This window comes from Mycobacterium sp. 1274756.6 (genome assembly GCF_001668625.1).
Taxonomy (GTDB): Bacteria; Actinomycetota; Actinomycetes; order Mycobacteriales; family Mycobacteriaceae; genus Mycobacterium.
The window spans coordinates 46052-71099 of sequence record NZ_LZLJ01000083.1; the positions used below are offsets into that span (position 1 = coordinate 46052).

General features: G+C 69.8%; 22 protein-coding genes and 1 pseudogene. 12 read left to right on the forward strand and 11 right to left on the reverse strand.

The genetic code is table 11. The features are described 5' to 3' along the window. The first annotated feature begins 49 nt into the window (after positions 1-49). Positions 50-1348, forward strand: a complete 1299-nt coding sequence (locus A5643_RS12775; RefSeq protein ID WP_066855946.1) for an adenylosuccinate synthase — start codon at positions 50-52, stop codon at positions 1346-1348. Then, a complete protein-coding gene (locus A5643_RS12780) occupies positions 1345-1962 on the forward strand; it encodes a PaaI family thioesterase (protein ID WP_066855949.1) in 618 nt (205 codons plus the stop codon). Before A5643_RS12775 ends, A5643_RS12780 begins: the two co-directional genes overlap by 4 nt. Here A5643_RS12780 and A5643_RS12785 read toward each other — a convergent pair whose 3' ends face one another. After that, complete coding sequence (locus A5643_RS12785; protein ID WP_066856135.1) at positions 1963-3564, reverse strand: Na+/H+ antiporter; 1602 nt, start codon at positions 3562-3564, stop codon at positions 1963-1965. Between the two features lie 75 nt (positions 3565-3639). Here A5643_RS12785 and purT point away from each other — a divergent pair, with 75 nt between their 5' ends. The 5 genes and pseudogenes from purT (at position 3640) to A5643_RS12805 (ending at position 8068) form a co-directional block, all read left to right on the forward strand. Continuing rightward, entirely contained in the window at positions 3640-4782 is a 1143-nt protein-coding gene (gene purT, locus A5643_RS12790; protein ID WP_082948938.1) for a formate-dependent phosphoribosylglycinamide formyltransferase, read from the forward strand. Positions 4783-4820: 38 nt separating this feature from the next. Beyond that, a pseudogene (locus A5643_RS19025) lies at positions 4821-5183 on the forward strand (Rv0361 family membrane protein); the annotation flags it as partial. A 48-nt stretch (positions 5184-5231) separates the two neighbouring features. Next, positions 5232-5636 carry a rhodanese-like domain-containing protein gene (locus A5643_RS12795; protein ID WP_066856139.1) on the forward strand — a complete coding sequence of 135 codons (405 nt, stop codon included), beginning with the start codon at positions 5232-5234 and terminating at the stop codon, positions 5634-5636. Beyond that, positions 5600-6865 (forward strand): O-succinylhomoserine sulfhydrylase, encoded by a 1266-nt coding sequence (locus A5643_RS12800; protein ID WP_066855952.1) that lies wholly within the window; start codon positions 5600-5602, stop codon positions 6863-6865. Before A5643_RS12795 ends, A5643_RS12800 begins: the two co-directional genes overlap by 37 nt. A gap of 75 nt (positions 6866-6940) precedes the next feature. Beyond that, on the forward strand, positions 6941-8068 hold the full coding sequence (locus A5643_RS12805; protein WP_066855955.1) for a cellulase family glycosylhydrolase: 1128 nt from the start codon (positions 6941-6943) through the stop codon (positions 8066-8068). A gap of 27 nt (positions 8069-8095) precedes the next feature. Here the strand turns inward: A5643_RS12805 and A5643_RS12810 are convergent, their stop codons facing one another. From A5643_RS12810 to A5643_RS12845, 8 genes are all read right to left on the reverse strand, one after another. Further along, positions 8096-8953 carry an SDR family oxidoreductase gene (locus A5643_RS12810; RefSeq protein WP_066855958.1) on the reverse strand — a complete coding sequence of 286 codons (858 nt, stop codon included), beginning with the start codon at positions 8951-8953 and terminating at the stop codon, positions 8096-8098. A gap of 56 nt (positions 8954-9009) precedes the next feature. After that, positions 9010-9543, reverse strand: a complete 534-nt coding sequence (locus A5643_RS12815; RefSeq protein WP_066855961.1) for a DUF4352 domain-containing protein — start codon at positions 9541-9543, stop codon at positions 9010-9012. After that, positions 9540-12377 (reverse strand): MMPL/RND family transporter, encoded by a 2838-nt coding sequence (locus A5643_RS12820; protein ID WP_082948947.1) that lies wholly within the window; start codon positions 12375-12377, stop codon positions 9540-9542. The genes A5643_RS12815 and A5643_RS12820 overlap by 4 nt, the downstream gene beginning before the upstream one ends. Before the next feature lie 50 nt (positions 12378-12427). Beyond that, on the reverse strand, positions 12428-12856 hold the full coding sequence (locus A5643_RS12825) for an MmpS family transport accessory protein (protein WP_197497726.1): 429 nt from the start codon (positions 12854-12856) through the stop codon (positions 12428-12430). A 108-nt stretch (positions 12857-12964) separates the two neighbouring features. Beyond that, entirely contained in the window at positions 12965-14149 is a 1185-nt protein-coding gene (locus A5643_RS12830; protein ID WP_066855967.1) for an acyl-CoA dehydrogenase, read from the reverse strand. A gap of 253 nt (positions 14150-14402) precedes the next feature. Further along, the gene (locus tag A5643_RS12835; RefSeq protein ID WP_066856145.1) at positions 14403-14777 is read right to left on the reverse strand and encodes a hypothetical protein; all 375 of its coding nucleotides are present in this window, start codon (positions 14775-14777) and stop codon (positions 14403-14405) included. Between the two features lie 357 nt (positions 14778-15134). After that, a complete protein-coding gene (locus A5643_RS12840) occupies positions 15135-15866 on the reverse strand; it encodes an SDR family NAD(P)-dependent oxidoreductase (RefSeq protein WP_066856147.1) in 732 nt (243 codons plus the stop codon). Between the two features lie 69 nt (positions 15867-15935). Beyond that, positions 15936-16961, reverse strand: a complete 1026-nt coding sequence (locus tag A5643_RS12845) for a sensor domain-containing protein (protein WP_156628790.1) — start codon at positions 16959-16961, stop codon at positions 15936-15938. Between the two features lie 134 nt (positions 16962-17095). On the opposite strand from A5643_RS12845, the gene A5643_RS12850 reads away from it, so the two are divergent. Together A5643_RS12850 and A5643_RS12855 are read left to right on the forward strand one after the other, a co-directional pair. Next, complete coding sequence (locus A5643_RS12850; RefSeq protein ID WP_066855973.1) at positions 17096-18211, forward strand: alkaline phosphatase family protein; 1116 nt, start codon at positions 17096-17098, stop codon at positions 18209-18211. Between the two features lie 44 nt (positions 18212-18255). Continuing rightward, on the forward strand, positions 18256-19284 hold the full coding sequence (locus A5643_RS12855; protein ID WP_066855976.1) for a hypothetical protein: 1029 nt from the start codon (positions 18256-18258) through the stop codon (positions 19282-19284). A gap of 53 nt (positions 19285-19337) precedes the next feature. On the opposite strand, the gene A5643_RS12860 is transcribed toward A5643_RS12855, so the two are convergent. Together A5643_RS12860 and A5643_RS12865 are read right to left on the reverse strand one after the other, a co-directional pair. Continuing rightward, positions 19338-19724 (reverse strand): heme-binding protein, encoded by a 387-nt coding sequence (locus A5643_RS12860; RefSeq protein ID WP_066855979.1) that lies wholly within the window; start codon positions 19722-19724, stop codon positions 19338-19340. A 302-nt stretch (positions 19725-20026) separates the two neighbouring features. Next, on the reverse strand, positions 20027-20764 hold the full coding sequence (locus A5643_RS12865) for an MBL fold metallo-hydrolase (protein WP_066855982.1): 738 nt from the start codon (positions 20762-20764) through the stop codon (positions 20027-20029). A 35-nt stretch (positions 20765-20799) separates the two neighbouring features. Here A5643_RS12865 and fgd point away from each other — a divergent pair, with 35 nt between their 5' ends. The 3 genes from fgd to A5643_RS12880 are packed head-to-tail and all read left to right on the forward strand — an operon-like array spanning position 20800 to position 25042. Continuing rightward, on the forward strand, positions 20800-21810 hold the full coding sequence (gene fgd / locus A5643_RS12870) for a glucose-6-phosphate dehydrogenase (coenzyme-F420) (RefSeq protein ID WP_066855984.1): 1011 nt from the start codon (positions 20800-20802) through the stop codon (positions 21808-21810). Positions 21811-21812: 2 nt separating this feature from the next. Further along, entirely contained in the window at positions 21813-23906 is a 2094-nt protein-coding gene (pta, locus tag A5643_RS12875) for a phosphate acetyltransferase (RefSeq protein WP_066855986.1), read from the forward strand. After that, positions 23903-25042 carry an acetate kinase gene (locus A5643_RS12880; RefSeq protein ID WP_066855989.1) on the forward strand — a complete coding sequence of 380 codons (1140 nt, stop codon included), beginning with the start codon at positions 23903-23905 and terminating at the stop codon, positions 25040-25042. The genes pta and A5643_RS12880 overlap by 4 nt, the downstream gene beginning before the upstream one ends. The last annotated feature ends 6 nt before the right edge of the window (positions 25043-25048 follow it).

A 25048-nucleotide genomic window follows, 5' to 3' on the forward strand; every position in this document is an offset into this window, starting at 1 on the left:
GAGTCTCCGGCTGGATCACAGTAGACGCGAGACCAAGGCGGGAAAAGCCATGCCGGCAATCGTCCTGATCGGCGCCCAGTGGGGCGACGAGGGCAAGGGTAAAGCCACCGACCTGCTCGGTGAGCACGTCCAGTGGGTGGTGCGCTACCAGGGCGGCAACAACGCCGGGCACACCGTGGTGCTGCCCGGTGGGGAGAACTTCGCGCTGCACCTGATCCCGTCGGGGGTGCTGACTCCGGGGGTCACCAACGTGATCGGCAACGGCGTCGTCGTCGACCCGGGCGTGCTGCTCGACGAGCTGGCCGGGCTGGAGAACCGCGGCGTGGACACCTCGACCCTGCTGATCTCCGCCGACGCCCACCTGTTGATGCCGTACCACATCGCGATCGACAAGGTCACCGAGCGCTATCTCGGCAACAAGAAGATCGGCACCACCGGCCGCGGCATCGGACCCTGCTACCAGGACAAGATCGCCCGGATCGGCATCCGGGTCGCCGACGTGCTGGACCCGGACCTGCTCACCCACAAGATCGAGGCGGCGCTGGAGTTCAAAAACCAGGTGCTGGTCAAGATCTACAACCGCAAGGCCCTCGACCCGCAGCAGGTGGTGGAGGAACTGCTCACCCGGGCCGAGGGGTTTCGCCACCGCATCGCCGACACCCGGCTGCTGCTCGGTGAGGCTCTCGACGCCGGGCAGACCGTGCTGCTGGAGGGTTCGCAGGGCACCCTGCTCGACGTCGACCACGGCACCTACCCGTATGTGACCTCCTCCAACCCGACCGCCGGCGGCGCCGCCGTCGGATCGGGGATCGGGCCCACCCGGATCACCACCGTGTTGGGCATCCTGAAGGCCTACACCACCCGGGTGGGGGCCGGGCCGTTCCCCACCGAACTCTTCGACGAGCACGGCGAATACCTCGCCAAGACCGGCGGGGAGGTCGGGGTGACCACCGGCCGGGCGCGCCGCTGCGGCTGGTTCGACGCGGTGATCGCGCGCTACGCCACCCGCGTCAACGGCATCACCGACTACTTCTTGACCAAACTCGACGTGCTCTCCAGCCTGCAGACCGTGCCGGTCTGCGTCGGCTACCGCATCGACGGCAAGCAGACCACCGAGATGCCGATGACCCAATCCGACCTGGCCCGCGCCGAACCGATCTACGAGGAGCTGCCGGGCTGGTGGGAGGACATCTCCGGGGCGCGGGAGTTCGACGACCTGCCGGCCAAGGCCCGCGACTACGTGGCGCGGCTGGAGGAGCTGGCCGGGGCCCCGGTGTCGTGCATCGGGGTCGGGCCGGGCCGCGACCAGACCATCGTGCGCCGGGACGTCGTCCGGGGCCCGGCGTGACCGACGAACCCGACCGCGGCCGCGGCGGATTCCCGGACTTCGAGGTCGCCGATGCCGAGCCCGGCTTCTCCCGGTACCTGACCGCCATGCGCCGGCTGCAGGACCTGGCGGTGTCCGCCGCGCCCGACGACAGTGTGTGGGAGAAGGCCGCCGGGCAGCTCGAGGAGCTGGCCGGGGTGCTGGAGCCGGCCCGGGCCCCCGAAGGGGTGTCGCCGGCCGGGCGGATCCCGGCGCTGCCGGGCATGGGCAGCCTGCTGCTGCCGCCGTTCCGCATCGTCGAATTCGGGGTCGACGGAGTGGTGATGCGCGGGCGGTTCAGCCGTTTCCACGTCGGCGGCAACTCCGCGGTGCACGGCGGGGTGCTGCCGCTGCTGTTCGACTGGCTGTGCGGGATGGTGGTGCACGGCGCGCAACGACCGATCAGCCGCACCGCCTATCTCAAGGTCGACTATCGCGCGGTCACCCCGATCGACACCCCGCTGACCGTGCGCGGCCGCGTCGACAAGGTCGAGGGCCGTAAGGCTTTCATCTCCGGTGAGCTCGTCGACCGGGACGAGAAGCTGCTCGCCGAGCTGGACGCGCTGATGGTGCAGCTGCTTCCCGGCCAGCCCTGATCACTGCACGTTCAACGCCGCCTCCTCCAGGTCCAGCCCGTGCAGCAGGGCCCGCAGCACCTGGTCGTCGAGGTGGCCGGCGTCGCGTTCGGCGATGTAGGCGGCGCGTTCGGCGGCCAGCATCTCCAGGCGCAGTCGGCGGAACACCGCCGAGAGGCTCTCGTCGAGTTCGGCGTCGCTGGCCCCGCTGTGCCGACGCAACCGCTCCCGCGCCGCGTTGCGCCGGCGGGTGTTGAGGCTGCGCAGCACCTCCGCGGCCCGCTCGGTGGCTTCGGAGGGCTCCTCGGCGGCCAGCAGTTCGTCGAGGCGTTCCATCGCCGCGCGGGCCGCCTTGTCCTGCGCGGTGGCCGCCGCGATCGCATCGGTGCGGGCCTCGTCACCGGAGACCCCCATCTTGCGGATCAGCCACGGCAGGGTCAGCCCGTGCAGCAGCAGGGTGCCCACCACGACCACGAACGTCAGGAACACCAGCTGCGCGCGGCCCGGGAACGAGGTGCCGGCCAGGGTGAGGGCGGGCACACCGAACGCCGCGGCCAGCGACACCACGCCGCGCATCCCGGCCCAGGCCAGCACCGCGACCTGCGCCGGGGTGGGGGAGGGGCCGCGTCGGCGCAGTCGGCCGGGCGCCACCTGCGGCAGGTAGGCGAACCCGGCCACCCACACGATCCGCACCGCCAGCACCGCGGCGAACACCGCCGCCGACGCACCGAGCAGCTCGGCGAAGGTGTCCCCGTGCAGGTTGGCGATCACGGTCGGCAACTGCAGCCCGATGAGCAGGAACGCGAACGACTCCAGGATCAGTGTCAGCGCCCGCCACACCGCCTGGTCCTGCAGGCGGGTGGAGTAGTCGGCGCGGGTGAACCGCTGACCCAGGAGGAGGGCGGCCACCACCACCGCCAGCACCCCGGACCCGTCGAGCATCTCGGCGACCAGGTAGATCAAAAACGGCGCGACCAGCCCGATCGCGCTCTCGGCCAGCGCGTCGGAGAGCCGCGCGCGCACCTGCACCAGCAGCAGCCCCAGCACGGCCCCGGTGGCCACCCCGCCGAGGGCGGCCAGCGCGAACGTCGCGAACCCGCCCGCGACGGTGACCGTCGCGCCGATCGCCGCACCCAGCGCCACCTTGTAGGCGGTCAGCGCGGTGGCGTCGTTGAGCAGGCTCTCCCCGGACAGCAGGGTCATGATGCGCCGCGGCAGCCCGAGCCGGCGCCCCACCGCGGTCGCCGACACGGCGTCCGGCGGGGCGACGATCGCGCCGAGGGTGAACGCGGCGGCCAGGGTGAGCTGCGGCACCACCTGGTAGGCGACCAGCCCCACGACCACGGTGGTGGCCAGCGGCAACCCGACCGCCAGCATCGAGATCGGCCGGATGTTGCGGCGCATGTTCAGATAGGAGCTCTCCAGCCCCGCCGACCACAGCAGCGGCGGCAGGATCACGAACAGCACCAGATCCGAGCCCATCGTCACGTCCGGGATCGCCGGGATCATCCCGAGGACCAGGCCCACCACCACCAGGGCCAGCGGCGCGGAGACGGTGAAATGGCGGGCCACCGCGGCCACCAGGACGGCCGATCCGACCACCGCCAGCAGCAGAGCATCCACGTCGGCCATCCCTCCGTTCCGGTGCGCCTTTATCCTGAAGCAACAAGCTGGCCGTGAACTGAAGGGGGTGGGTCCGTGACCGACACCGATTCCGTGTCGGGGCGGAGCCGTCCCCGGGTGCTGCTGCTCGGTGCCGGCCAACTCGGCGCCGAGCTGGCCGTGGCGCTGCAGCGGCTGGGCGCGCAGGTGATCGTGGCCGAACCGGCCGCCGGGCCCGGCGTCGACGAGGTGGTGGCGCTGTCCGACACCGACGCGCTCTCCGCCGCGATCTCCGGGCTGCGCCCCGACGTGGTGGTGGCCGGCAGCGACGCGGTGGCGGTGGAGGCGCTGCGATTGGCCGGCCAGTCCGGCGCGGTGCAGGTGGTGCCGTCGGCGCGCAGCGTGCGGCTGGCCGCCGACCGCGAGGAGCTGCGCCACCTGGTCACCGAGGACATCGGTGTGCCCACCGTGCCGTTCTGGTTCGCCGGGTCGCCGCAGGAACTCGCCGAGGTCACCGAGGAGGCCGGGTATCCGCTGGTGGTCAGCCCGCTGGCGGCGGACAAACCCGGCGATGGCCAGTCGGTGCTGGTGCGCCCCGACGACATCGAACCGGCGTGGCGGCGCGCCATCGCCGCCGACGGGCACAGCGGACGGGTGCTCGCCGAGTCGGTGATCCAGACCGACTTCGAGATCACCCAGCTGGTGGTGGTCACCGACGAGGACGACGTGCAGTTCTGCGCCCCGATCGGGCACCGGCGCACCGCCGACGGCCGCGGGCTGGAGTGCTGGCAGCCGCAGCCGATGAGCACGATCGCGCTGGATTCGGCGCGGTCGGTCGCCGGGCGCGTCGTGCGCGCCCTCGGCGGGCGCGGCCTGTTCGCCGTCGACCTCGCGATCCGCGACGACGAGGTGTTCTTCCGCGACGCCGGCGTCTTCCCGGCCGACACCGGGCTGGTCACGCTGCGCACCCAGCGGCTCTCCCAGTTCGAGCTGGCCGCCCGCGCCGTGTTGGGCCTGCCCGCCGACACCGTGCTGATCTCCCCGGGCGCGGCCCGGCTGCTCTACACCGAATTCGGTGCGGTGCCGGCCGCGGCGCTGTCCGAACCCGAAACCGATGTGCGGGTCTTCGGCCCGGGCTGCCGGTCGGCGGTGGCGCTGGCCACCGCCGGGGACGTCGACGCGGCGCTGGCGCGCGCGGTACACGCCGCCGACGCCCTCCCGGGGGTCGCCCAGCTGTGAGCGAGGAACGTCAGGTCGGCGGCACCTCGCCGGTCCCGGTGTTGGCCGCGATCGCGGTGGTTGCGCTCGTACTGATCGGATTGGGGGTCACGGCGTTGCGGCGCGACGACGGCGACGCCCAGGACGTGGTGCGCGCGGCGATCGGGCAGAACGATGCGCTGCAGCGGGAGGACTTCGCCGCCTTCCGTGACTTCACCTGCTCTTCCGAGCAGGGCCGGGAGTCGGATTTCGTTGAGCGTCACCGCAAGACGCAGCGGGACCGCGGGGCGCGCTACGTCGGCAACGTGACCGAGGTCAGGGTGGACGGCGACCGGGCGACCGCGACCGTCCTCTACTACTTCCAGGACGATCCGGACGACAAGATCACCGCTCCCACCAGCTTCGTTCGTGAGAACGGTAGGTGGAAGGCGTGTGCGCCGACCCTGGCCGGATATGCGACACTCACGCACGTGAGCTATGCCGGAGATATCACGCCGCGCGAGTCGTGGCAACTGCTCAACGACAACCCGGACGCGGTGCTCGTCGACGTGCGCACCGAGGCCGAGTGGCGGTTCGTCGGCGTGCCCGACCTCTCCGGCATCGGCAAGGACGTGGTCTACATCCAGTGGGTGGACTCGGCGGGCAACCCCAACCCGAACTTCGCCCGGGAACTGACCGAGAAGGTCTCCGGCGGGCCGGTGGTGTTCCTGTGCCGCTCGGGTAACCGGTCGATCCCGGCCGCGACGACCGCCACCGAAGCCGGCCTCACCCCGGCCTACAACATGCTGGACGGGTTCGAGGGCGCGCCGGACGGCGACGGCCACCGCGGCGTTACCGGATGGAAGGCCGACGGGCTGCCCTGGACCCAGTCGTGAGCCAGGAGCCGCAACCGGCGTCCGTGCGGCGTCCCCGGCCGCTGCCCGACGGTGTCGGCCCGGCCACCATCGGGGTGCGCGGCGGCATCCTGCGCTCGCAGTTCGACGAGACCGCCGAGGCGCTGTTCCTCAGCTCCGGCTACGTCTACTCCTCGGCGGCCGCGGCGGAGGCGGCCTTCACCGGGGAGGTCGACCGGTACGTCTATTCGCGCTACGGCAACCCGACCATCTCGATGTTCGAGGAGCGGCTGCGGCTGATCGAAGGGGCGGAGGCGGCGTTCGCCACCGCCAGCGGGATGGCCGCGGTGTTCACCGCGCTCGGCGCGCTGCTGGGCGCCGGTGACCGGCTGGTGGCGTCGCGCAGCCTGTTCGGCTCCTGCTATGTGGTGTGCGCCGAGATCCTGCCGCGCTGGGGGGTGGAGACCGTCTTCGTCGACGGCGACGACCTCACCCAGTGGCAGCAGGCGCTGTCGGTGCCCACCCAGGCGGTGTTCTTCGAAACCCCGTCCAACCCGATGCAGTCCCTGGTGGACATCGCCGCGGTCACCGAGTTGGCGCACGCCGCGGGCGCGAAAGTGGTGCTGGACAACGTTTTCGCCACCCCGCTGCTGCAGCAGGCGCTGCCGCTGGGGGTGGATGTGGTGGTGTACTCGGGCACCAAACACATCGACGGGCAGGGCCGGGTGCTCGGCGGGGCGATCCTGGGCAGCGCGGACTACATCACCGGGCCGGTGAAAACGCTGATGCGCCACACCGGTCCGGCGATGAGCGCGTTCAACGCCTGGCTGCTGCTCAAGGGCCTGGAGACGATGGCGGTGCGGGTGGATCACGCCAACGCGGCGGCGCTGCGCATCGCGGAGTTCCTCGAGGGCCACGAGCGCATCGCCTGGGTGCGCTACCCGTTTTTGGATTCCCACCCGCAGCAGGCGCTGGCGCGCAGGCAGATGACCGGTGGCGGCACGGTGATCACGTTCGCCCTCAACGCCGCGGCCGACGCCGGCAAACAGCGGGCCTTCGAACTGCTCGACGGGCTGCGGCTGATCGACATCTCCAACAACCTCGGCGACGTCAAGACGCTGATCACCCACCCGGCGACCACCACGCACCGCGCGATGGGGCCGGAGGGCCGGGCGGCGATCGGCCTGGGCGACGAGGTGGTGCGCATTTCGGTGGGTCTGGAGGAGGTCGACGACCTCATCGCCGATCTGGACCAGGCGCTGGGCAGATAACGATTCGTTCTCGGCGCGGCGCGACACGGCTCACCGTCGCGGCCCGGCCGCCGGGGCCACACTACGGTGGGTGGTGTGGACCGTCGTACTGCGCTGAAGCTGCCGTTGGCCTTGTCGGCCGGCGTTATGCTGGCCCGGATGCCCAGCGCGAGTGCGGCCCCGGGCCGCTGGTCGGCCCAGCAGGCCAACAACTGGTACCGCGGGCAGGGCTGGCTGATCGGGTCCAACTATCTGCCGGCCACCAGCATCAACCAGCTGGAGATGTTCCAGCCCGCCACGTTCGACCTCCAGCGCATCAACACCGAGCTGGGCTGGGCGCGGCAGTGCGGGTTCAACACCATGCGGGTGTTCCTGCACGATCAGCTGTGGGCGGCGGATCGGCGCGGCTTCTCCAACCGGCTGTCGCAGTTCGTCGGGGTGGCGGCGCGGAACCGGATCAAGCCGATGTTCGTGTTCTTCGACTCCTGCTGGGACCCGCACCCCAAGGCCGGCCAGCAGCCGGCGCCGCGGCGCGGCATCCACAACTCGGGGTGGGCGCAGAGCCCGGGCGCCGACCGCATCGACGACACGGCCTACCGCCGCGTGCTGCAGGAGTACGTGACCTCGGTGATGACCCAGTTCCGCAACGACGACCGGGTGCTGGCCTGGGACGTGTGGAACGAGCCGGACAACATGGCCAAGCAGTACGCGTCGGTGGAGCGCTCCGACAAGCTCGACCGGGTGGCCGATCTGTTGCCGCAGGTGTTCTCCTGGGCGCGGGCGGTCAACCCGCGCCAGCCGATCACCAGCGGGGTGTGGGACGGCTCCTGGGCGGATCCGTCCGGGCGCACCGAGATTCAGAACGTGCAGTTGACCAACTCCGACATCGTCACGTTTCACAGCTACGACCACCCGACCGGGTTCAACAACCGCATCGACGAGTTGGCGCCGGAGGGGCGGCCGATCCTGTGCACCGAGTACATGGCGCGGCAGGAGGGCAGCACCGTGCAGGGGATCCTGCCGGTGGCCAAGCGCCGCAACGTCGGGGTCTACAACTGGGGTTTGGTCGCGGGCAAGAGCCAGACCTATTACCCGTGGGACTCCTGGGATAACCCCTACACCTCGATCCCCAAGATGTGGTTCCACGACCTGCTGCGCCCCGACGGCCGGCCCTACCAGAACGCCGAGATCCAGATGGTGCAGAAGCTCACCGGCCGCAGCTAGTCAGCTAGCTGCGGGCCGGGTTGGCGCTCAGTCGGCTTGTTCGCGCACGCCCTGGGCGTCCTGGGCGCGGTCCTCGTAGGCCTTGCGCGCGGTGGTGTCGTAGTCGAGGAAGATGCGGTCCAGCCCGAGGCGCTTGTTCATGCCCCGGCGGCCCCGCGGGCCCAGCAGCTGCGCCAGCGTGGCGGTGAACCGCAGCGGTGCCGGCACCGACGCCAGCGTCTTGGGCTTGTTGAGCAGTTTGACGATGGCCTTGGCGATGTCCTCGGGTTCGACCGGCTTGCTGGCCGCGGTGGTCTTCGTCCCGGAGATCAGGTCGGTGTTGGTGAACGGCGGCATGACCGCGCTGACCTGCACGCCGTGCTCGACGACCTCGTCGGCGAGGGCGACCGTCAAGCCGATCACGGCCGCCTTGGTGGCGGTGTAGGTGACCTGCCCGGGCAGCGGGATCAAGCCGATCAGCGACGCGATGTTGATGACATGCCCGCTGCGGCGCGCGATCATCTCCGGCAGCACCAGCTGGCAGCCGGTGAGCACGCCGTAGACGTTGACCTCGACCGAGGAGCGCATCGATTTCTGCGACTGCTCGAGGAAGGGGCCGACCGGCATCACGCCGGCATTGTTGATCAGCACGTCGATGCGGCCGCCGCCGTCGGCGCGGGCCTTGTCGAGGAACAGCGCGAACGACTCGCGGTCGGTGACGTCGAGGGGATGCCCGGAGACCGGGCCGAGGGCGCTGAGCGCGGACACCGAGGACTCCAGCACGTCGATGTCGCGGTCCCCGATGACCACCCGCGCGCCCTTGCCGAGCAGGGTCTTGGCGGTGGCCAGCCCGATGCCCCGGGCGGCCCCGGTGATGACGATGGTCTTACCGGCGATGTTGTCCATGACAGCGGACTTTACACCTGTCAAATGTGACGGCGGCGACAGCGTCGCGTCCCGGGCTACAGGCTCCAGAGGCCGACGTCGATCGAGATGCCCGACGACGGGCTGTACTTGACCTTCGCCGGGCTCACCCCGACCGGAAGCGCGAACGACACACACCCGGTCGCCGCCTCCTGCGGGGCGAGGACGAACTGCCCGTACAGGAAGTTCTTGCACTGGCTGACGGCGGCCAGCGCCGACGGGTAGTCCTGCTCGTCGGAGCCGATCAGCGAGACGTCGTTGTTGGCGTCGCCGGTGATGGTCAGCGCACCGATGTTCTTGACCGTCAACTCCACCGCGACGTAGTTCTTGTCGGACTCTCGGCCGTAGGGCACCGTGGCCGGGTTGATCACCTGCAGCACGGTGACCGCGATCCGGCTGTCCCCGATCCGGTCGAGTTCGAGGGTGTCGCCGAGGTAGGCGGGTGGGCGCGGCGGCGGCGTCGGCAGGCTCGGTGAGAACACCGGGGGCCGTTCGTCGCCGCTGGAGACCTCGGCGCAGCCGGCGGCCAGCACCGTCAGCGCCGCCAGCATCACCGCCAGGGCGCGGTTCACGACCGCACCGCCAGCGGCTGGGTGCGTTCCGAGGGCGGCAGGGCGTTGTCGCCGCGTGGGTGGACCACCCGCGGCCACCAGAACCAGCGGCCCAACAGCACCGCGATCGAGGGCATGAACAGCGAGCGCACGATCAGCGTGTCGAGCAGCAGACCGATGCACACCGTCGACCCGAACTGGCCGAGCACCTCCAGGTCGCTGCCGAGCATCGCGGCCATCGTGAACGCGAACACCAGACCGGCCGCGGTCACCACACCGCCGGAGCCGCCGATGGCGCGGATGTAACCGGTCTTCAACCCGGCGTGGATCTCCTCGTTGAACCGCGACACCAGCAACAGGTTGTAGTCCGAGCCGACCGCCAGCAGGATGATCACCGACAGCACCGACACCACCCAGTGGATGTTGTGGCCCAACAAGTCCTGCCAGATCAACACGGATAGACCGAACGCCGCCGCGATCGAACTCGACGCGGTGCCCACGATCACCAGCGCGGCGACCAGGCTGCGGGTGATCAACACCATGATCAGGAAGATCAGCGTCAGCGACGCGATCACCGCGATCATCATGTCGAACTTGGCGCCGTCGTGCATGTCCTTGAACGTTGCGGCGGTGCCGCCCAGGAACACTCGCGCGTTGGCCAGCGAGGACTGTTTGAGGGCCTCCTGGGCGGCGAGACGCTCGGAGTCCACCCGCGCGATCCCGGACGGGGTGGCCGGGTCACCGTCGTGGGTGATGAAGAACCGCGCGGACTTGCCGTCGGGAGACATGAACTGGCGCAAGCCGGTTTGGAAGTCCTCGTTGTCGAACGCTTCCGGCGGCAGGTAGAAGAAGTCGTCGTTGCGGGCCTCGTCGAAACTCTGGCCCATCATCACCGCGGTGTTCGACATGTACTTCATCTGGTCCATCATCGCGTCGAACGTGCTGTGCATCGTGAGCGTGAGGGCCTTGGTGTGCTTCATGCTGGCGATGGCCGGCGGCAGGATCGCCACCATCTCCTTCTGCCAGTCGTCCATCTGGTGGATGTCGCGGGACATGTAGCCGAACTGCTCGTCGATCTTGTCGATGCCGTCGAGGGCGTCGAAGATGCTGCGCAGCGACCAGCAGATCGGGATCGCGTTGCAGTGCGGCTCCCAGTAGAAGTAGTTGCGCATCGGCCGCCAGAAATCGTCGAAATCGGCGATGTGGTCGCGCATCTCGTCGGTGACCGCCACCATGTCGTCGGTGACGCCGGCCATGTCGCTGGTGGTGTTGGACAGGCCGGTGGTGATCCGCAGCATGTCCTCGAGGTAGTCGATGGTGACCTGCTGCTCGTCGGCCATCTTGAGCATGTCGGCCATCCGGTCCTTGATGAAGTCCATGTTCTGCATCAGCATGTTGCCCTGCATGCCCTGCTGGAACGGGATCGAGCTGTGCTGGATCGGGATGCCCAGCGGGCGGGTGATGCTCTGGACCATCGCGATGCCGGGCAGCCGGATGATGTTCTTGGCCACCCGGTCGAGCACGAGCATGTCGGCCGGGTTGCGCATGTCCCGGTCGGCTTCGACCATCAACATGTCCGGGTTCATCCGCGCCTGGGTGAAGTGCCGCTCGGCGGCGGTGTAGCCGATGTTCACCGGCGCGTCGTCGGGCAGGTAGTAGCGGTCGTTGTAGTTGGTTTCGTAGCCGGGCAGGGCGACCATGCCGATCATCACGATGACGCCGCTGGCGGCCAGCACCGGACCCGGCCAGCGGACCACGCTGGTGCCGACCTTGCGCCACAGCCGGCTCTGGGTGCCCTTGACCTGGCCCTCGTGTCGCTTCTGCTTCTGCTCGAGCAGGCCGAACCGGGCGGCGACGGTGAGCACCGCGGGCCCCAGGGTGAGCGCGACCGCGACCACCACCAGCATCCCGATCGAGACCGGAACGCCCATGGTCTTGAAGTAGGGCAGGCGGGTGAAGCTGAGGCAGTAGGCCGCGCCGGCGATGGTCAGGCCCGAGCCGAGCACGACCGGGGTCACGCTGCGCACGGTGGTGTAGTAGGCGGTTTCGCGGTCCTCGCCGAGGATGCGGGCTTCGCGGTAGCGGCCGATCAGGAAGATGCCGTAGTCGGTGGCGGCGGCGATCGCCAGCATCGTCAGGATGTTGGTGGCGAACGTCGTCATCCCCATGACGCCGGCGTTGCCCAGCAGCGCGACGACGCCGCGGGAACAGGCCAGCCCGATCCCGGTCATGAACAGCTGCACCAGGGTGGTGACCACCGAGCGGTAGACGATCAGCAGCATGATCGTGATCGCGCCGAGGGTGGCCAGGGTGATCTTGGCCAGGCTGGCGTTGCCGATCATGTGCATGTCGGTCGCCAGGGCGGTCGACCCGACGACGTGCGCGGTCAGGCCCGGCGGCGCTTCGGTGTCGGCGATGACGTCGCGGACCGCCTCCACCGACTCGTTGGCCAGCGTGGTGCCCTGCTGACCGGCGAGGTTGAGCATGACGTAGGCGGCTTTGCCGTCGGAGGACTGCACCCCGGCGGCGGTCAGCCGGTCGCTCCAGAAGTCCTGGATGTGCTGGACGTGTTCGGGGTCCTCGCGCAGCTTGGCGACGATCTCGTCGTAGTACTCGTGGGCGGCGTCGCCGAGCTCGTCGTCGCCCTCGATGACGACCATCACGGTGCTGTTGGAGTCGAACTCCTGGAAGTTGTCGCCGAGGCGGGCCATGGCGATCATCGACGGCGCTTCCGCCGGCGCCATCGGCGCCGAGTGTGCCTCACCGACCGCCTCGAGTTGCGGGACGACCACGTTGACGATGACCGTCAGGACGAACCAGCCGATGATGATCGGGATGCAGAAGATACGCAGCATGTGCGCGAAGAACGGACGTTTCTTGTCCGGTCCGTAGGCGCTGTGCTGGGTCACGCGGATTTCACCACACAGAAGGTCTGGGCGTTGTTGCCCTGGGCGTATTGTTCGGCGCGCACGATGTCGTCGACGGTGACGCGGCAGCCGATCTCGCTGCTGTCACCCTGGACCATGATGTTGGGGCTGACCGAGGGCAGCGTGGTGCTGAAGGTGAAGCTCCACGGCAGCACCGCGCCGTCGACCTGGTGGGTGTTGGCTTCGGCGTCCCAGTAGTTGATGCTCACCACGGTGCCCGGCGCGCCGAGGACCTCGTAGGTGACCACCTTGGGGTTGAACTGGACGATCTCGATGCCGTGCCCGGCGCGGGCGTTGGGGTCTTCAGAGCCGAACACGTTGTGCAGCCGGGAGACCACCAGACCGGAAACGGACAACACGACGATGAACACCAGTGGTATCCACAGCCGTTTGAGCACCCGGTTCACGATCCATCCTCTGCGCACCGACGACGATCAGTTGCTTCGCTGAGCTAAGCTTCGGGAACGTTACCGCACTTATCTTGCGGTTGGAAAGCCGCGGCGACGTGCCGTGGATCACCGGAAGGCGGCCAGCCCGGTGAAGGCTTGGCCGAGGACGAGTTGGTGCATCTCGGGGGTGCCTTCGTAGGTGAGCACCGATTCGAGGTTGACCATGTGGCGGATCACCGGGTACTCCAGCGAGATGCCGTTGCCGCCGAGAATGGTGCGCGCGGTGCGACAGATCTGTAGGGCTTCGCGGGTGTTGTTGAGCTTGCCGAAACTGACCTGCGCCGGAGCGAGCCCGACGCTGTCTTTGAGCCGGCCCAGGTGTAAGGCGAGCAGCTGACCCTTGTGCAGTTCGACCGCCATGTCGGCGAGTTTGGCTTGGGTGAGCTGGAATCCGGCGATCGGCCGACCGAATTGGGTGCGGTCCCGGGCATAGTCGCGGGCGGCGATCCACGCCGAGCGGGCGGCACCCATTGCGCCCCAGATGATGCCGTAGCGCGCCTCGGAGAGACTCGACAGCGGACCCTTGAGTCCCTCCGCGCCGGGCAGGAGCGCGTCGGCGGGCAGGCGCACCTCGTCGAGGACGAGTTCGCTGGTGATCGAGGCTCGCAGCGAGAGCTTGCGGTGGATGGTGTTGGCGGTGAAGCCGGGGGCGTCGGTGGGCACGATGAACCCGCGGATGCCGTCGTCGGTGGCCGCCCACACCACGGCGACGTCGGCGATGGAGCCGTTGGTGATCCACATCTTGCGGCCGGTGAGGATCCAGTCGCTGCCGTCGCGGCGGGCCCGGGTGGTCATCGCGGCGGGGTCGGAGCCGACGTCGGGTTCGGTGAGTCCGAAGCAGCCGAGGATCTCGCCCTTGGCCATGCCCGGCAGCCACTGCTGTTTTTGGTCCTCCGATCCGTTGTGGTGGATGGAGAACATGGCCAGCGAGCCCTGCACGCTCACCAGCGACCGGATGCCGGAATCGGCGGCCTCGAGTTCCAGGCACGCCAGCCCGTAGTGCACCGCCGAGGCGCCGCCGCAGCCGTAGCCGTGCAGGTGCATGCCCAGCAGGCCGAGTTCGCCGAACTGTCTGGCCAGCTCCCGAGCCCCCGGCAGGTCGCCGGCTTCGAACCAGTCGGCCACATGGGGGGTGATGTGCTCGGCGCAGAACCGGCGCACGGTGTCGCGCACCGCGATCTCGTCATCGGAGAGCGAGGCATCCAAAGCGAGCGGATCCAGCGGGTCGAAGCGCGGCGCGGAAGTAGTCACCGGTTCATCGTCTCACTGGGGCTGGGTTTGATCGAGAAGGTGGATTCGGCGCGCGCGGTAGGCGCGGGGCAGGTGTACGTGGTTGGCGCGGGGCCGGCGGGCGTGGTTGGCGCTGGCCTCCAGCAGGTACGCCGTCGCGGCTCCGAGGTGTGCGTCGATGCGTCCGCCTCTGCGCGACAAAGCCGGATTTGGTGCCATTTTTCGGTATCTGGCACGGCGACCGCAGCACCACGCCCCCCGCGGGGCACTGTGGTCACAGCGGCCCCAACGCGTCGCTGGAATCGGGGTGCCCACCTCGCCGCGACACCGGATCGGCGACCTCTTCGCGTAACGCCTGCACGCGCCGGTGTATGCGATGTTCGGTGGCTCGCGGGACCGAACCGGGGCCGTAGCGTCCGCGACTCCACTTGCGCACCCGGCCGCGGCCGCGTTCCCAGCGCAGCGCATCGGAGATCGCCTTCGACGGCCGCCCGGCCGTCGCGAAACCCTGGGCGGCAAGCGCACCCGCCAATTCGGCGACGGTCGTCTGACCGTGTTCGAACAGATATGTGGTCAGCAGGTAGCGCAGTTCGATACCCGTGACGACCCGGCCGGCGCCGTTCTGCCGCGCCGCCTGCCGCGCCCTGATCCTGTGCAGTGTCGTGTTCATGAGGCACGGTGGCACGAGGCACTGACACCCCTCGGCGCGCGCCCGCGGGTGCCCTCGGCCGCCGCCGAGGGGGTCGCCGACGCTGTCGCTGATAGCCGGGCACCGCTGTATCAGCGACGTTTTGAGACGGTCGAGAACGGTTGGGTGCCTGTGGTTTCTGTGGTTTTACGATGGCTCCCTATGCGCCTGAACGCCGTCACTAGGACGGGGTGTCGCTTAGAGGCGGACGCAACGGCACACTTCCCTCGCTCGGTGATCGCGGCGACGGATCAGGGCGCGGGGCCGCGGCGCGGATGGCGGTGCCGGTTGGCGGGGGCCGGAGGTCGGGGGCGAACTCTACCCCGCCATGGTCAGCCCGCCACTGACGCTGATCACCTGGCCGGTGATGAACGACGCCGCGTCGGAGGCGAAGAACAGCACCGGCGCGGCGACCTCCTCGGGGCGGGCCAGGCGGCGGAACGGGATCGCTTTGACCAGGGCCTCTTTGAGTTTCTCCGGTTGCGCGGCGAAAAGCGGAGTGTCGGTGGGCCCGGGGCAGACGCAGTTGACCGTGATGGAGTGCCGCGCCATCTCGCGGGCCAGCGATTTGGTCAGGGCGATCACTCCGCCTTTGGCGCCGGCGTAGATGGTCTCGCCGGCACTGCCGACCCGTCCGGCGTCGCTGGCCAGATTGACCACCCGACCCCTGCCGGCGGTGATCATGCCCGGCAGGAATGCGCTGCACATGTGGACCGGACCCAAGTAGTTGATCGCCACCACCTTCTCGGCGAACTCCGGCGTCGCGTCCAGAAACTGCCGGGTTTCATCCCACCCGGCGGCGTTGACCAGCACCTGCGGTGTCCCCAGTTCCGCGTGTACCCGGTCTCGCAAGGCCTCCACGGCAGCCCGGTCGGCGATATCGACCGGCAGCGCGGTGATGCGCTCGGCATCGTGGGCGGCGGTGGCCGCGGCCGCCGCCTCGTTGAGGTCGGCGGCCACCACCCGGCAGCCGGAAGCGGCGAAGCCCAGCGCGATGGCACGACCGATCCCCGAACCGGCGCCGGTGACAACGACAAGTGCGTTTTCCATCCGGACTTCAGTCTCGTAGATCGTCGCGGTCGCGGGCAAGGGCGGCAGCGCCGCCCGGGGCGTGCCGGACTAGCCGATCTTCGCGCGGATCGGGTCGATCAGGGCGGTGATCACCTCGGCGGGCAGGTCGTGACCGCACGCCTGGACATCGATGACGATCGTGTCCGCCACCGCCAGGCCGCGCCGGCAACCCCAGCCCTCGCCCCCTTCCGCGGCCAGCGACAGCGTCAGAACGCCGTTGACCTCGGTGAACTCACCGACCCGCCACAGCGCGTCGACCCCGTCGGGTTCGGTCACTTCGCGGACATTGATGGTCCGACCGGAGCAGGCTTGCCAGGTTTGCCGCGCCGCGTCGGCTATCCGCTGCGGCGAACCGGGATAGGACAACACGGCCTGCTCGGCGGAATGGCGCAATGGACCGTCGGCGGGGTCGCGCATATGGGCGGTGCGCACCTCGGTCCAGCCGGTGTTGTCGTAGAAGGCGGTGGTGGCGGGGTAGAAGGCGGCGACGCAGTCGTTGTCGACGATGTGGTCGCCGTACAGCACGGTGAGATGGTCGGTCGGCGTGGTGTCGGTGACCGCCTCGATGCCCAGCGCCGCGGCGACTTCGGCCGGGCTGAGCAGCAGTCCGGCCAGTGGGCGTGCCGGGGCGCTGCGCAGCGACGACGTGGGCTCGGAGAAGCCCGGCTCTCGGTCACCGGCGAGGGCGCCGACGAGCGCGAGCAACAAAACCGGCACCGTCAGCACTGCGACCGGGACCAGGATCGCCAGCCACCACCGTGACCTCGCCGCCGGCGCCGGCCGATCGGTCCCGGCGGCGTACCAGCGGGCCTGCGCGTACAGATCCGCGCGGGCGCGCCGGTTGGTTGCGAGCGCCACCCAGTTCCACAACAGCAACGACGCGATGCTCCACCACCCGGCCGTCTTGTTGTGGCTTTGCGCATCGTCGATCGCGGCCTCGCACTGGTCACGGGTGCCGGTGACCGTCCAGCGCTGGTTGTGCCAGAAGATCAGCGCCCCGGTGTGTTTCATCACCCGGACCTGAAACAGCGGCTCCGGCGCCGCCGGGTCGGGCGGCGGCAAAGGCTGCGACACATCACCTCCCGAGCGGTCGTCGCCGAGAAGCCTATGGCGAACCCCGAGAGGGTCCGGACGGTAATTTTCCGGGGTACGGCTGACGGCACCGGCAGAGCGCAGCACGACGTCCACGCGCCTGGCAGGCTGACCCCATGGCCGCCACCATCTGCGACATCCTGTCCGCGGCCGCGGCGCTGCTGGGCGCGCCCGGCGCCACCGACGCGATCGGGCTGGGCGACACCCTCGGCGGCAAACGCCGTATCGCGGTGCTGCTGGTCGACGGCATGGGCAGGCACCTACTCGACGACCTCGCCGCCGACGCGCCACTCCTGGCGGCCGCGGCCGCCGGCACCGCCGGACGGCTGGACACCCTGGAGTGCGTGTTCCCGTCCACCACGCCGACCAACCTGGTGTCGCTGGGCACCGGTGTCGCACCCGGTCAGCACGGCGTGCTCGGATTCACCGTCAACGTGCCGGGCACCGAGAGGGTGCTCATCCACATCATCTGGCACGACGACCCGCCGCCACACCGCTGGCAGCCGGTGCCGACCTGGTTCGCCCGCCTCAACGCCGCGGGCATCCCGGCGCGCGCGGTGTTGCCAGCACCGTTTCTGGAGTCCGGCCTCACGGCCGCGGCCTACGGCGGGGCGGAGTTGATCGGCACCGGCAACGGCGATGACTACGCCCAAGTCCTGCTCGACACGCTGCACCGCGGGCCGGGCCTGGTGTACGGCTATCTCAGCGCGGTGGACACCGCGGCGCACCGCTTCGGGATCGGCTCGCCGCAGTGGCGGGCGGCCGCCGCCTACGCCGACACCGTCGTCGCCCGCCTGCTCGACGGCCTGCCCGACGACGCAGCATTGCTGATCACCGCCGACCACGGTGGCCTGAACATCACGGAATCCGACCGCATCGACCTGGACGCCGAGCCCGCGCTGCTCACCGGGGTGCGGGTGGTCGCCGGCGAACCGCGGGTGCGCTACCTGCACACCGCGCCGGGCGCCGCACCGGATGTGCAGGCCGCCTGGTCGGAGCGACTGACCGGTTACGCCGACGTGCAGACCCGCGAGGAAGCGATCGACGCCGGGCTGTTCGGTCCGGTGGACGAGGAGTTCCTGCCGCGCATCGGCGACCTGGTCGTCACCTGTACCGGGGCGGGCGCGGTCATGGTGACCGCTCACGAGCCGCCGCAGATCTCGGAGATGATCGGCTTCCACGGGGCGAAAACCGCCGTGGAGATGACTATCCCGCTGATCAGTTTCGGCTAGCGCGTCGCAGCGCCGCACAGCCGGGCGCACCCTAGAATCGCCGCATGGCGCGCGCCTTCCACGCCTTGTCGGTCGCCCTGGCACTGATCCTCGCCGGCTGTCAGCTACCCGGCGGTTCGCCCGGCGCGCCGGGGATGGCCCGGTCGATCCTGGCGTATACCGCCGCCCACGAGTTCGCGCTGGTGCACAACTCCGCGGTGGCGGGCCGGGTCGACGGTGACTTCGTCGCCGCCCGAGCACAGTTCACCGCCGACGGCAGGTTCGCCTTCGCGGTGGAAGGCGGCGGACACCTGGTGGTCATCGACAGCCAGAACGGTGACGTGCGGGCCTTCCCGGCCGCGTCGGAGACCCCGGTCGCCGAGGACGCCAGCGCGGTGGTGTGGTTCGAGGCGCCGGATCGGCTGATGCGGATGGACTTAGCGGCGGACCGTCCCGAACCCGAACTGCGCCAGAACATCCAGCTGCCCGACTCGGGCACGCCGCGTACCGAGGGACCGGAACCCGAGGTGCGGGTACTCGGTGTCAGCGCCGGCGGTGTGCTGCTCGCCCGCACCGAATGTCCTTGCGACGCAGAGCGCCACGCCCACCTGTACCTGGTGGGCAGCGACCGGGTGGTTCAGGACCTGGGTGTGCCCGCGACCGGAGCGGTCAGCGCGCCGCAACTCAGCGCCGACGACGGCCGCCTGGCCTACGCCACGAATGTCGCGTCCGGCGCGGACTGCGAGACCAGCACGGTGGTGCAGGTCGACCTGGTCAGCGGCATCGTCGGCACGTCCGCTGTGGGTGACGGTTGCGGACCGATCGACCACCTGTGGTGGGGCGACGTCGGGTCCCTGTTCGCCGCGGCCGACGACGGCGGCGGTGTCCCGGCCGTGTGGAAGCACGGCGCGGGTGGATGGAGCCTGGTCGAGCCGGGTCCGGTGCTGGAGAAACGCAGCCTGCGCACCGGCGACACCGCGGTGCTGGTGCCCGCCACCGATTCGGCGGGTCCGGCGACGCTGGCCATCGACGCCGGCGAGCAACGCACCGAGTTGGCCGCCGGCGTGGCGACGATCGCGGTGCAGCCGAGCTGAACGGCGACCGGCCCCGCCCGCACAGCGCGGACGGGGCCGGGGAGCCGAACCGGTCAGCCGGCCATGAACTCGTCGTAGGCCGAGGCCAGCGGGCCGCTCAGCACCTGGGTGTTGCACTGGCGCTGGGTCTCGCCGATCGGTGCCAGGATGTTGCGCAGCTCGAAATACTCGTTCGGGTTCGCGGTGAAGTAGCTGCGGATGTTGGCAGCTGCTTCCGGCCGCGGCTGGCTGATCGCCGACGACACGACCGCGTTGGCGCCCGGGTGCCCGGCCAGATACGCCTGGGCGGCGCTCGTGGTCGAGTTCAGCGTGTTCTGCACCCCCTGCGGGCTGCAGTCCGGTGCGGCCAGCGCACTCGGCGCCACCGCGGCGGCTCCCGCCACCAGCAGACCGGCCAGACCGGTCCCGGCGGCATAACGTCGCATCCGGTGTGTGCTCATGGTTGTGTACCCCCTTGACAATGTGGTGTTCCCCCCGCCGGAACCCAAAGTACGGCAGAGCTTCTCGTCGGCAACCTCGGCGAAGCACCACGCCTGCGGAAACGAAAACCGTTGTCGCAACAAAAAGGTGAGGCGTGTCGCAGAAAAGGGGCCCGGGACGGCCCGAGCCGGGGGGAAACTCTGAGATTTCTTACCGGGCGGCCCGATCCCTCATCGAAACGTTACTTTACGTTGTAATCATATTGAGACCTATGCTGAGTCTCGGGCGCCTCACCCGCATCACCGGCCACGGCCGGTCCGGGTCAACCCAGTCGTGCCCGGGCGGCGGCCACGGCCTCGCGGATCGGCCCCTCCCACAGCGGGCCGTGCCCGGGGGCCAGCAGCGAGGTGTCGAGCAACTCCAGCGCCGCCAGGCTGCGGACGCCCTGCTCGTGATCGTGGGAGAACAGCGCGGGTAACACCTGCGGTCCGCTGCGCGACAGCAGCGGATGCCCGGTCACCAGGGCGTCCCCGCTGACCAGTACCCCGTCCACCACGTACGAGCAGTGCCCGCCGGTGTGCCCCGGCGACGGCACCGCCAGCGGCGCCCCGGGCAGGTCGGCGGCGATCTGCGGGGTCAACGCCTGCACCGATGGGATACCCGCGCCGCTGAGGCCGCCGGCGCGGACCAGGTGCAGGCTCCACAGCGCCCACCGCGGCTGCCACAGCCGCATCGCCACATCCAGCGGCGAAGCCTGCTCCAAATACTCCCGCCGGGCGTGACCCACCTCGTCGTAGTGGCAGTAGACCGGGGTGCGGTGCTGCTCGGCGAACCAGATCGCCGAGCCCAGGTGGTCGATGTGGGCGTGGGTGAGCAGGATCGCCCGCACGTCGGCGGCGTCGTAGCCGGCCTCGCGCAGCGAGGCGAGCACCGCGTCTCGGTCGCCCGGGTAGCCGGCGTCGATCAGCATGACCCCGGCGTCGTCGGCCACCAGCACCCAGTTGACCATCTCGCCGTGGGCCAGAAACACGGTCTCGGTGACCTGAATCAGCCGCGCCATATCGGAGAGTCTAAGCACGGGGTAGAAATAGACACGTGGCTGAGTTGAGACTGGGATACAAGGCGTCGGCCGAGCAGTTCGGGCCCCGGGAACTCGTCGAACTGGGGGTGGCCGCCGAAGAGCACGGCATGGACAGCGCCACCGTCAGCGACCACTTCCAGCCGTGGCGCCACGAGGGCGGCCACGCCCCGTTCTCGCTGGCCTGGCTGGCCGCGGTCGGCGAACGCACCAAGCACCTGACGGTCGGGACTTCGGTACTCACCCCGACGTTCCGCTACAACCCGGCGGTGATCGCGCAGGCGTTCGCCACCCTCGCCTGCCTCTACCCCGACCGGGTGTTCCTCGGCGTGGGTACCGGGGAGGCGCTCAACGAGATCGCCACCGGCTTCACCGGCGAGTGGCCCGCGTTCAAGGAACGATTCGCCCGGCTGCGCGAGTCGGTGCGCCTGATGCGCGAGCTGTGGCTGGGTGACCGGGTCGACTTCGACGGCGACTACTACCACACCGAGGGCGCCTCCATCTACGACGTGCCCGACGCCGGGGTGCCGATCTACATCGCCGCTGGTGGTCCGGTCGTCGCCAAGTACGCCGGCCGCGCCGGCGACGGGTTCATCTGCACCTCCGGCAAGGGCGAGGAGCTCTACAAAGACAAACTTCTGCCTGCGGTGGCCGAGGGGGCGGCGGCCGCCGAGCGCGACGCCGACGCCATCGACAAGATGATCGAGATCAAGATCTCCTACGATCCCGACCCCGACCTCGCGTTGGAGAACACCCGGTTCTGGGCGCCGCTGTCGCTCACCGCCGAGCAGAAGCACTCCATCGACGACCCGATCGAGATGGAGAAGGCCGCCGACGCGCTGCCCATCGAGCAGGTCGCCAAGCGCTGGATCGTCGCCTCCGACCCCGACGAGGCGGTGGAGAAGGTCGCCGACTACCTCGGCTACGGGCTCAACCACCTGGTCTTCCACGCGCCCGGCCATGACCAGTTGCGGTTTTTGCGGCTGTTCCAGACCGACCTGGCGCCGCGGCTGCGCCGCCTGGGCTGAGCGTGACTACGGGCGACGGCGCGGCGCGCGCCATCTACGTCGCCGCCCCCGAGGGCGACACCGGCAAGTCCACCATCGCGTTGGGGCTGCTGCACCGGCTCACCGCGACGCTGCCGCGGGTGGGGGTGTTCCGCCCGATCACCCGGCTCGGGGAGGATCGGGACTACATCCTGGAGCTGCTGTTGGCCCACACCACCGCGGGGTTGGGCTACCAGCAGTGCGTCGGGGTGACCTACCGGCAGATGCACGAGGATCCCGACGCGGCGATCGCCGACATCGTGGACCGCTACCACGCGATGGCCGCCGACTGCGACGCGGTCGTGATCGTCGGATCGGACTACACCGACGTCACCAGCCCCGCGGAGTTGAGCGTCAACGCCCGCATCGCGGTGAACCTGGGCGCCCCGGTGCTGCTCGCGGTGCGCGCGAAGAACCGGACCGCGGAACAGGTCGCGCAGGTGATCAGCGTGTGTCTGGCCGAACTGGGCAACCAGCACGCCCACACCGCCGCGGTGGTGGCCAACCGCTGCGATCCCGCGCAGCTGGACGAACTCACCGCGGCCCTGGCCGACACCACCGCACACGACGGCGTGAAGAAGTACGTGCTGCCCGACGAGCCGCTGCTGTTCGCGCCGACGGTCACCGAGTTGCGCGCCGCGGTCGGCGGCGAGGTGGTCTCCGGGGACACCGCGCTGCTCGACCGCGAAGTGCTGGGTGTGACGGTGGCCGGCATGACCGCCGACCACGTGCTGGAACGGTTGCGCGACGGGGCGGCGGTGATCACCCCGGGCGACCGCTCCGATGTGGTGTTGGCGGTGGCCAGCGCGCACGCCGCCGACGGGTTCCCGTCCCTGTCCTGCCTGATCCTCAACGGTGGCTTCGAGTTACATCCCTCGATCGCAAAACTGGTTGCCGGGCTGGGGCTGCGGCTGCCGATCATCGCCACCGACGCGGGCACCTTCGACACCGCCAGCGCAGCGGCGACCGCGCGCGGCCGGGTGACCGCGGCCTCCCAGCGCAAGATCGACACCGCGCTGGCGTTGATGGAAGAGCACGTCGACGTCACCGACCTGCTCGACCGACTGTCGATCCCCATCCCGTCGGTGATCACCCCGCAGATGTTCACTCACCAGCTGCAGGATCGAGCACGCGCGGACCGCAAGCGCATCGTGTTGCCCGAGGGCACCGACGACCGGGTGCTCAAGGCCGCGGGCCGGCTGCTCCGTCGCGAGGTGGCTGAGTTGACCATCCTCGGGAACGAGAACGAAATCCGTTCGCGGGCCAGCGAACTGGGGGTGGACCTGGGCGACGCGCAGGTCATCGACCCGGCCACCAGTGATCTGCGCGAGGAGTTCGCCGCCCAGTACGCCGAGTTGCGCAAACACAAGGACATCTCCCCGGACTGGGCGCTGGAGTTGATGGGCGACGTGTCCTACTTCGGCACGATGCTCGTCTACAACGGGTACGTCGACGGCATGGTCTCCGGTGCGGCGCACACCACCGCACACACCGTGCGCCCGGCCTTCGAGATCATTCGGCCCGCTCCGGACGTCTCCACCGTCTCCAGCATCTTCCTGATGCTGCTGGCCGACCGGGTGCTGGCTTACGGGGATTGCGCGATCGTGCCCGACCCGACCGCCGAGCAGTTGGCCGACATCGCGATCTCCTCGGCGCGCACCGCCGCACAGTTCGGCATCGACCCGCGGGTGGCGATGCTGTCGTATTCGACCGGTGACTCGGGGTCGGGCGCGGATGTGGAGAAGGTCCGCACCGCCACCGCGCTGGTGCGCGAACGCAACCCGCAGTTACTGGTGGAAGGACCGATCCAGTACGACGCGGCGGTCGACGCCGCGGTCGCCAAAGGCAAGATGCCCGACTCCCAGGTGGCGGGCAAGGCGACCGTACTGATCTTCCCCGACCTCAACACCGGCAACAACACCTACAAGGCGGTGCAGCGCTCCGCCGGGGCGATCGCGGTCGGCCCGGTGCTGCAGGGGCTGAACAAGCCGGTCAACGACCTGTCCCGCGGTGCCCTGATCGAAGACATCGTCAACACGGTTGCGATCACGGCCGTGCAAGCTCAGGAGGAGCGGTGAAGAGTACGGTCCTGGTGCTCAACTGCGGGTCCTCGACGCTGAAATACGCTCTGGTGGAACCGGCTTCGGGGGACACTCGCGCGCACGGGCTCGTCGAGCGCATCGGGGAGGGTGAGGTCCCCGACCACGAAGCGGCGTTGCGGACCGCGTTTGACCGGCTCGCCGACGACGGCGTCGACCTGCACGACGGCACCTTGATCGCCGTCGGGCACCGCGCTGTGCACGGCGGACGCAAGTTCGTCGAGCCGACGCTGGTCACCGACGAGCTGATCGAGACGATGCGTGAGTTGGAGCCCCTTGCGCCGCTGCATAACCCGCCCGGGGTGCTCGGGATGGAGGTGGCGCGCCGGCTGCTGCCCGAGCTGCCGCACGTGGCGGTGTTCGACACCGCGTTCTTCCACGACCTGCCGGCCGCGGCCGCCAGCTACGCCATCGACTCCGGCCTGGCTGAGAAGTGGCACATCCGCCGCTACGGATTCCACGGGCAATCCCACGAGTACGTTTCGCAGCAGGCGGCGGCGTTCGTCGGGCGGCCGTATGATTCGCTGCGCCAGATCGTGTTGCACCTGGGCAACGGCGCGTCGGCCTCGGCGATCGACCGGGGCCGCCCGGTGGACACCTCGATGGGCCTGACCCCGATGGAGGGGCTGGTGATGGGCACCCGCTCCGGGGACATCGACCCGGGTGTGCTGGGGTACCTGCACCGCACGGCGGGACTGTCGGTCGACGAGATCGACACCCTGCTGAACCGCCGCTCCGGCATGCTGGGTCTCGGTGGGGCGGTGGACTTCCGGGAGATCCACTCCCGTATCGACGACGGCGATGATGCCGCCGCCCTGGCCTATGCCGTGTACTGCCATCGGCTACGCAAGTACGTCGGCGCCTATCTGGCCGTGCTCGGCGGGGCCGACGTGCTCAGCTTCACCGCCGGGGTGGGGGAGAACGACGCGCGCCTGCGCGCCGATGCGCTGAGCGGGCTGTCCGCGCTGGGCATCGAGGTCGACGACGAGCGGAACGTCTCGGAATCTCGACAGACCCGGCGCATCTCCGCCGACTCCTCCGCGGTGACCGTGCTGGTGGTGCCCACCAACGAAGAGCTCGCGATCGCGCGGGCGTGCGCGGCGGTGGTGGGGTAGGGCCGC

Bases quoted from the DNA above. Each gene is read 5' to 3' on its own strand.
- A5643_RS12860 (WP_066855979.1), bottom strand. From the start codon at position 19,724: ATGAGCACACACCGGATGCGACGTTATGCCGCCGGGACCGGTCTGGCC.
- A5643_RS12775 (WP_066855946.1), top strand. From the start codon at position 50: ATGCCGGCAATCGTCCTGATCGGCGCCCAGTGGGGCGACGAGGGCAAG.
- A5643_RS12820 (WP_082948947.1), bottom strand. From the start codon at position 12,377: ATGCTGCGTATCTTCTGCATCCCGATCATCATCGGCTGGTTCGTCCTG.
- A5643_RS12865 (WP_066855982.1), bottom strand. From the start codon at position 20,764: ATGGCGCGGCTGATTCAGGTCACCGAGACCGTGTTTCTGGCCCACGGC.
- A5643_RS12850 (WP_066855973.1), top strand. From the start codon at position 17,096: ATGGCCGCCACCATCTGCGACATCCTGTCCGCGGCCGCGGCGCTGCTG.
- A5643_RS12840 (WP_066856147.1), bottom strand. From the start codon at position 15,866: ATGGAAAACGCACTTGTCGTTGTCACCGGCGCCGGTTCGGGGATCGGT.
- A5643_RS12800 (WP_066855952.1), top strand. From the start codon at position 5,600: ATGGAAGGCCGACGGGCTGCCCTGGACCCAGTCGTGAGCCAGGAGCCG.
- A5643_RS12810 (WP_066855958.1), bottom strand. From the start codon at position 8,953: ATGGACAACATCGCCGGTAAGACCATCGTCATCACCGGGGCCGCCCGG.
- A5643_RS12855 (WP_066855976.1), top strand. From the start codon at position 18,256: ATGGCGCGCGCCTTCCACGCCTTGTCGGTCGCCCTGGCACTGATCCTC.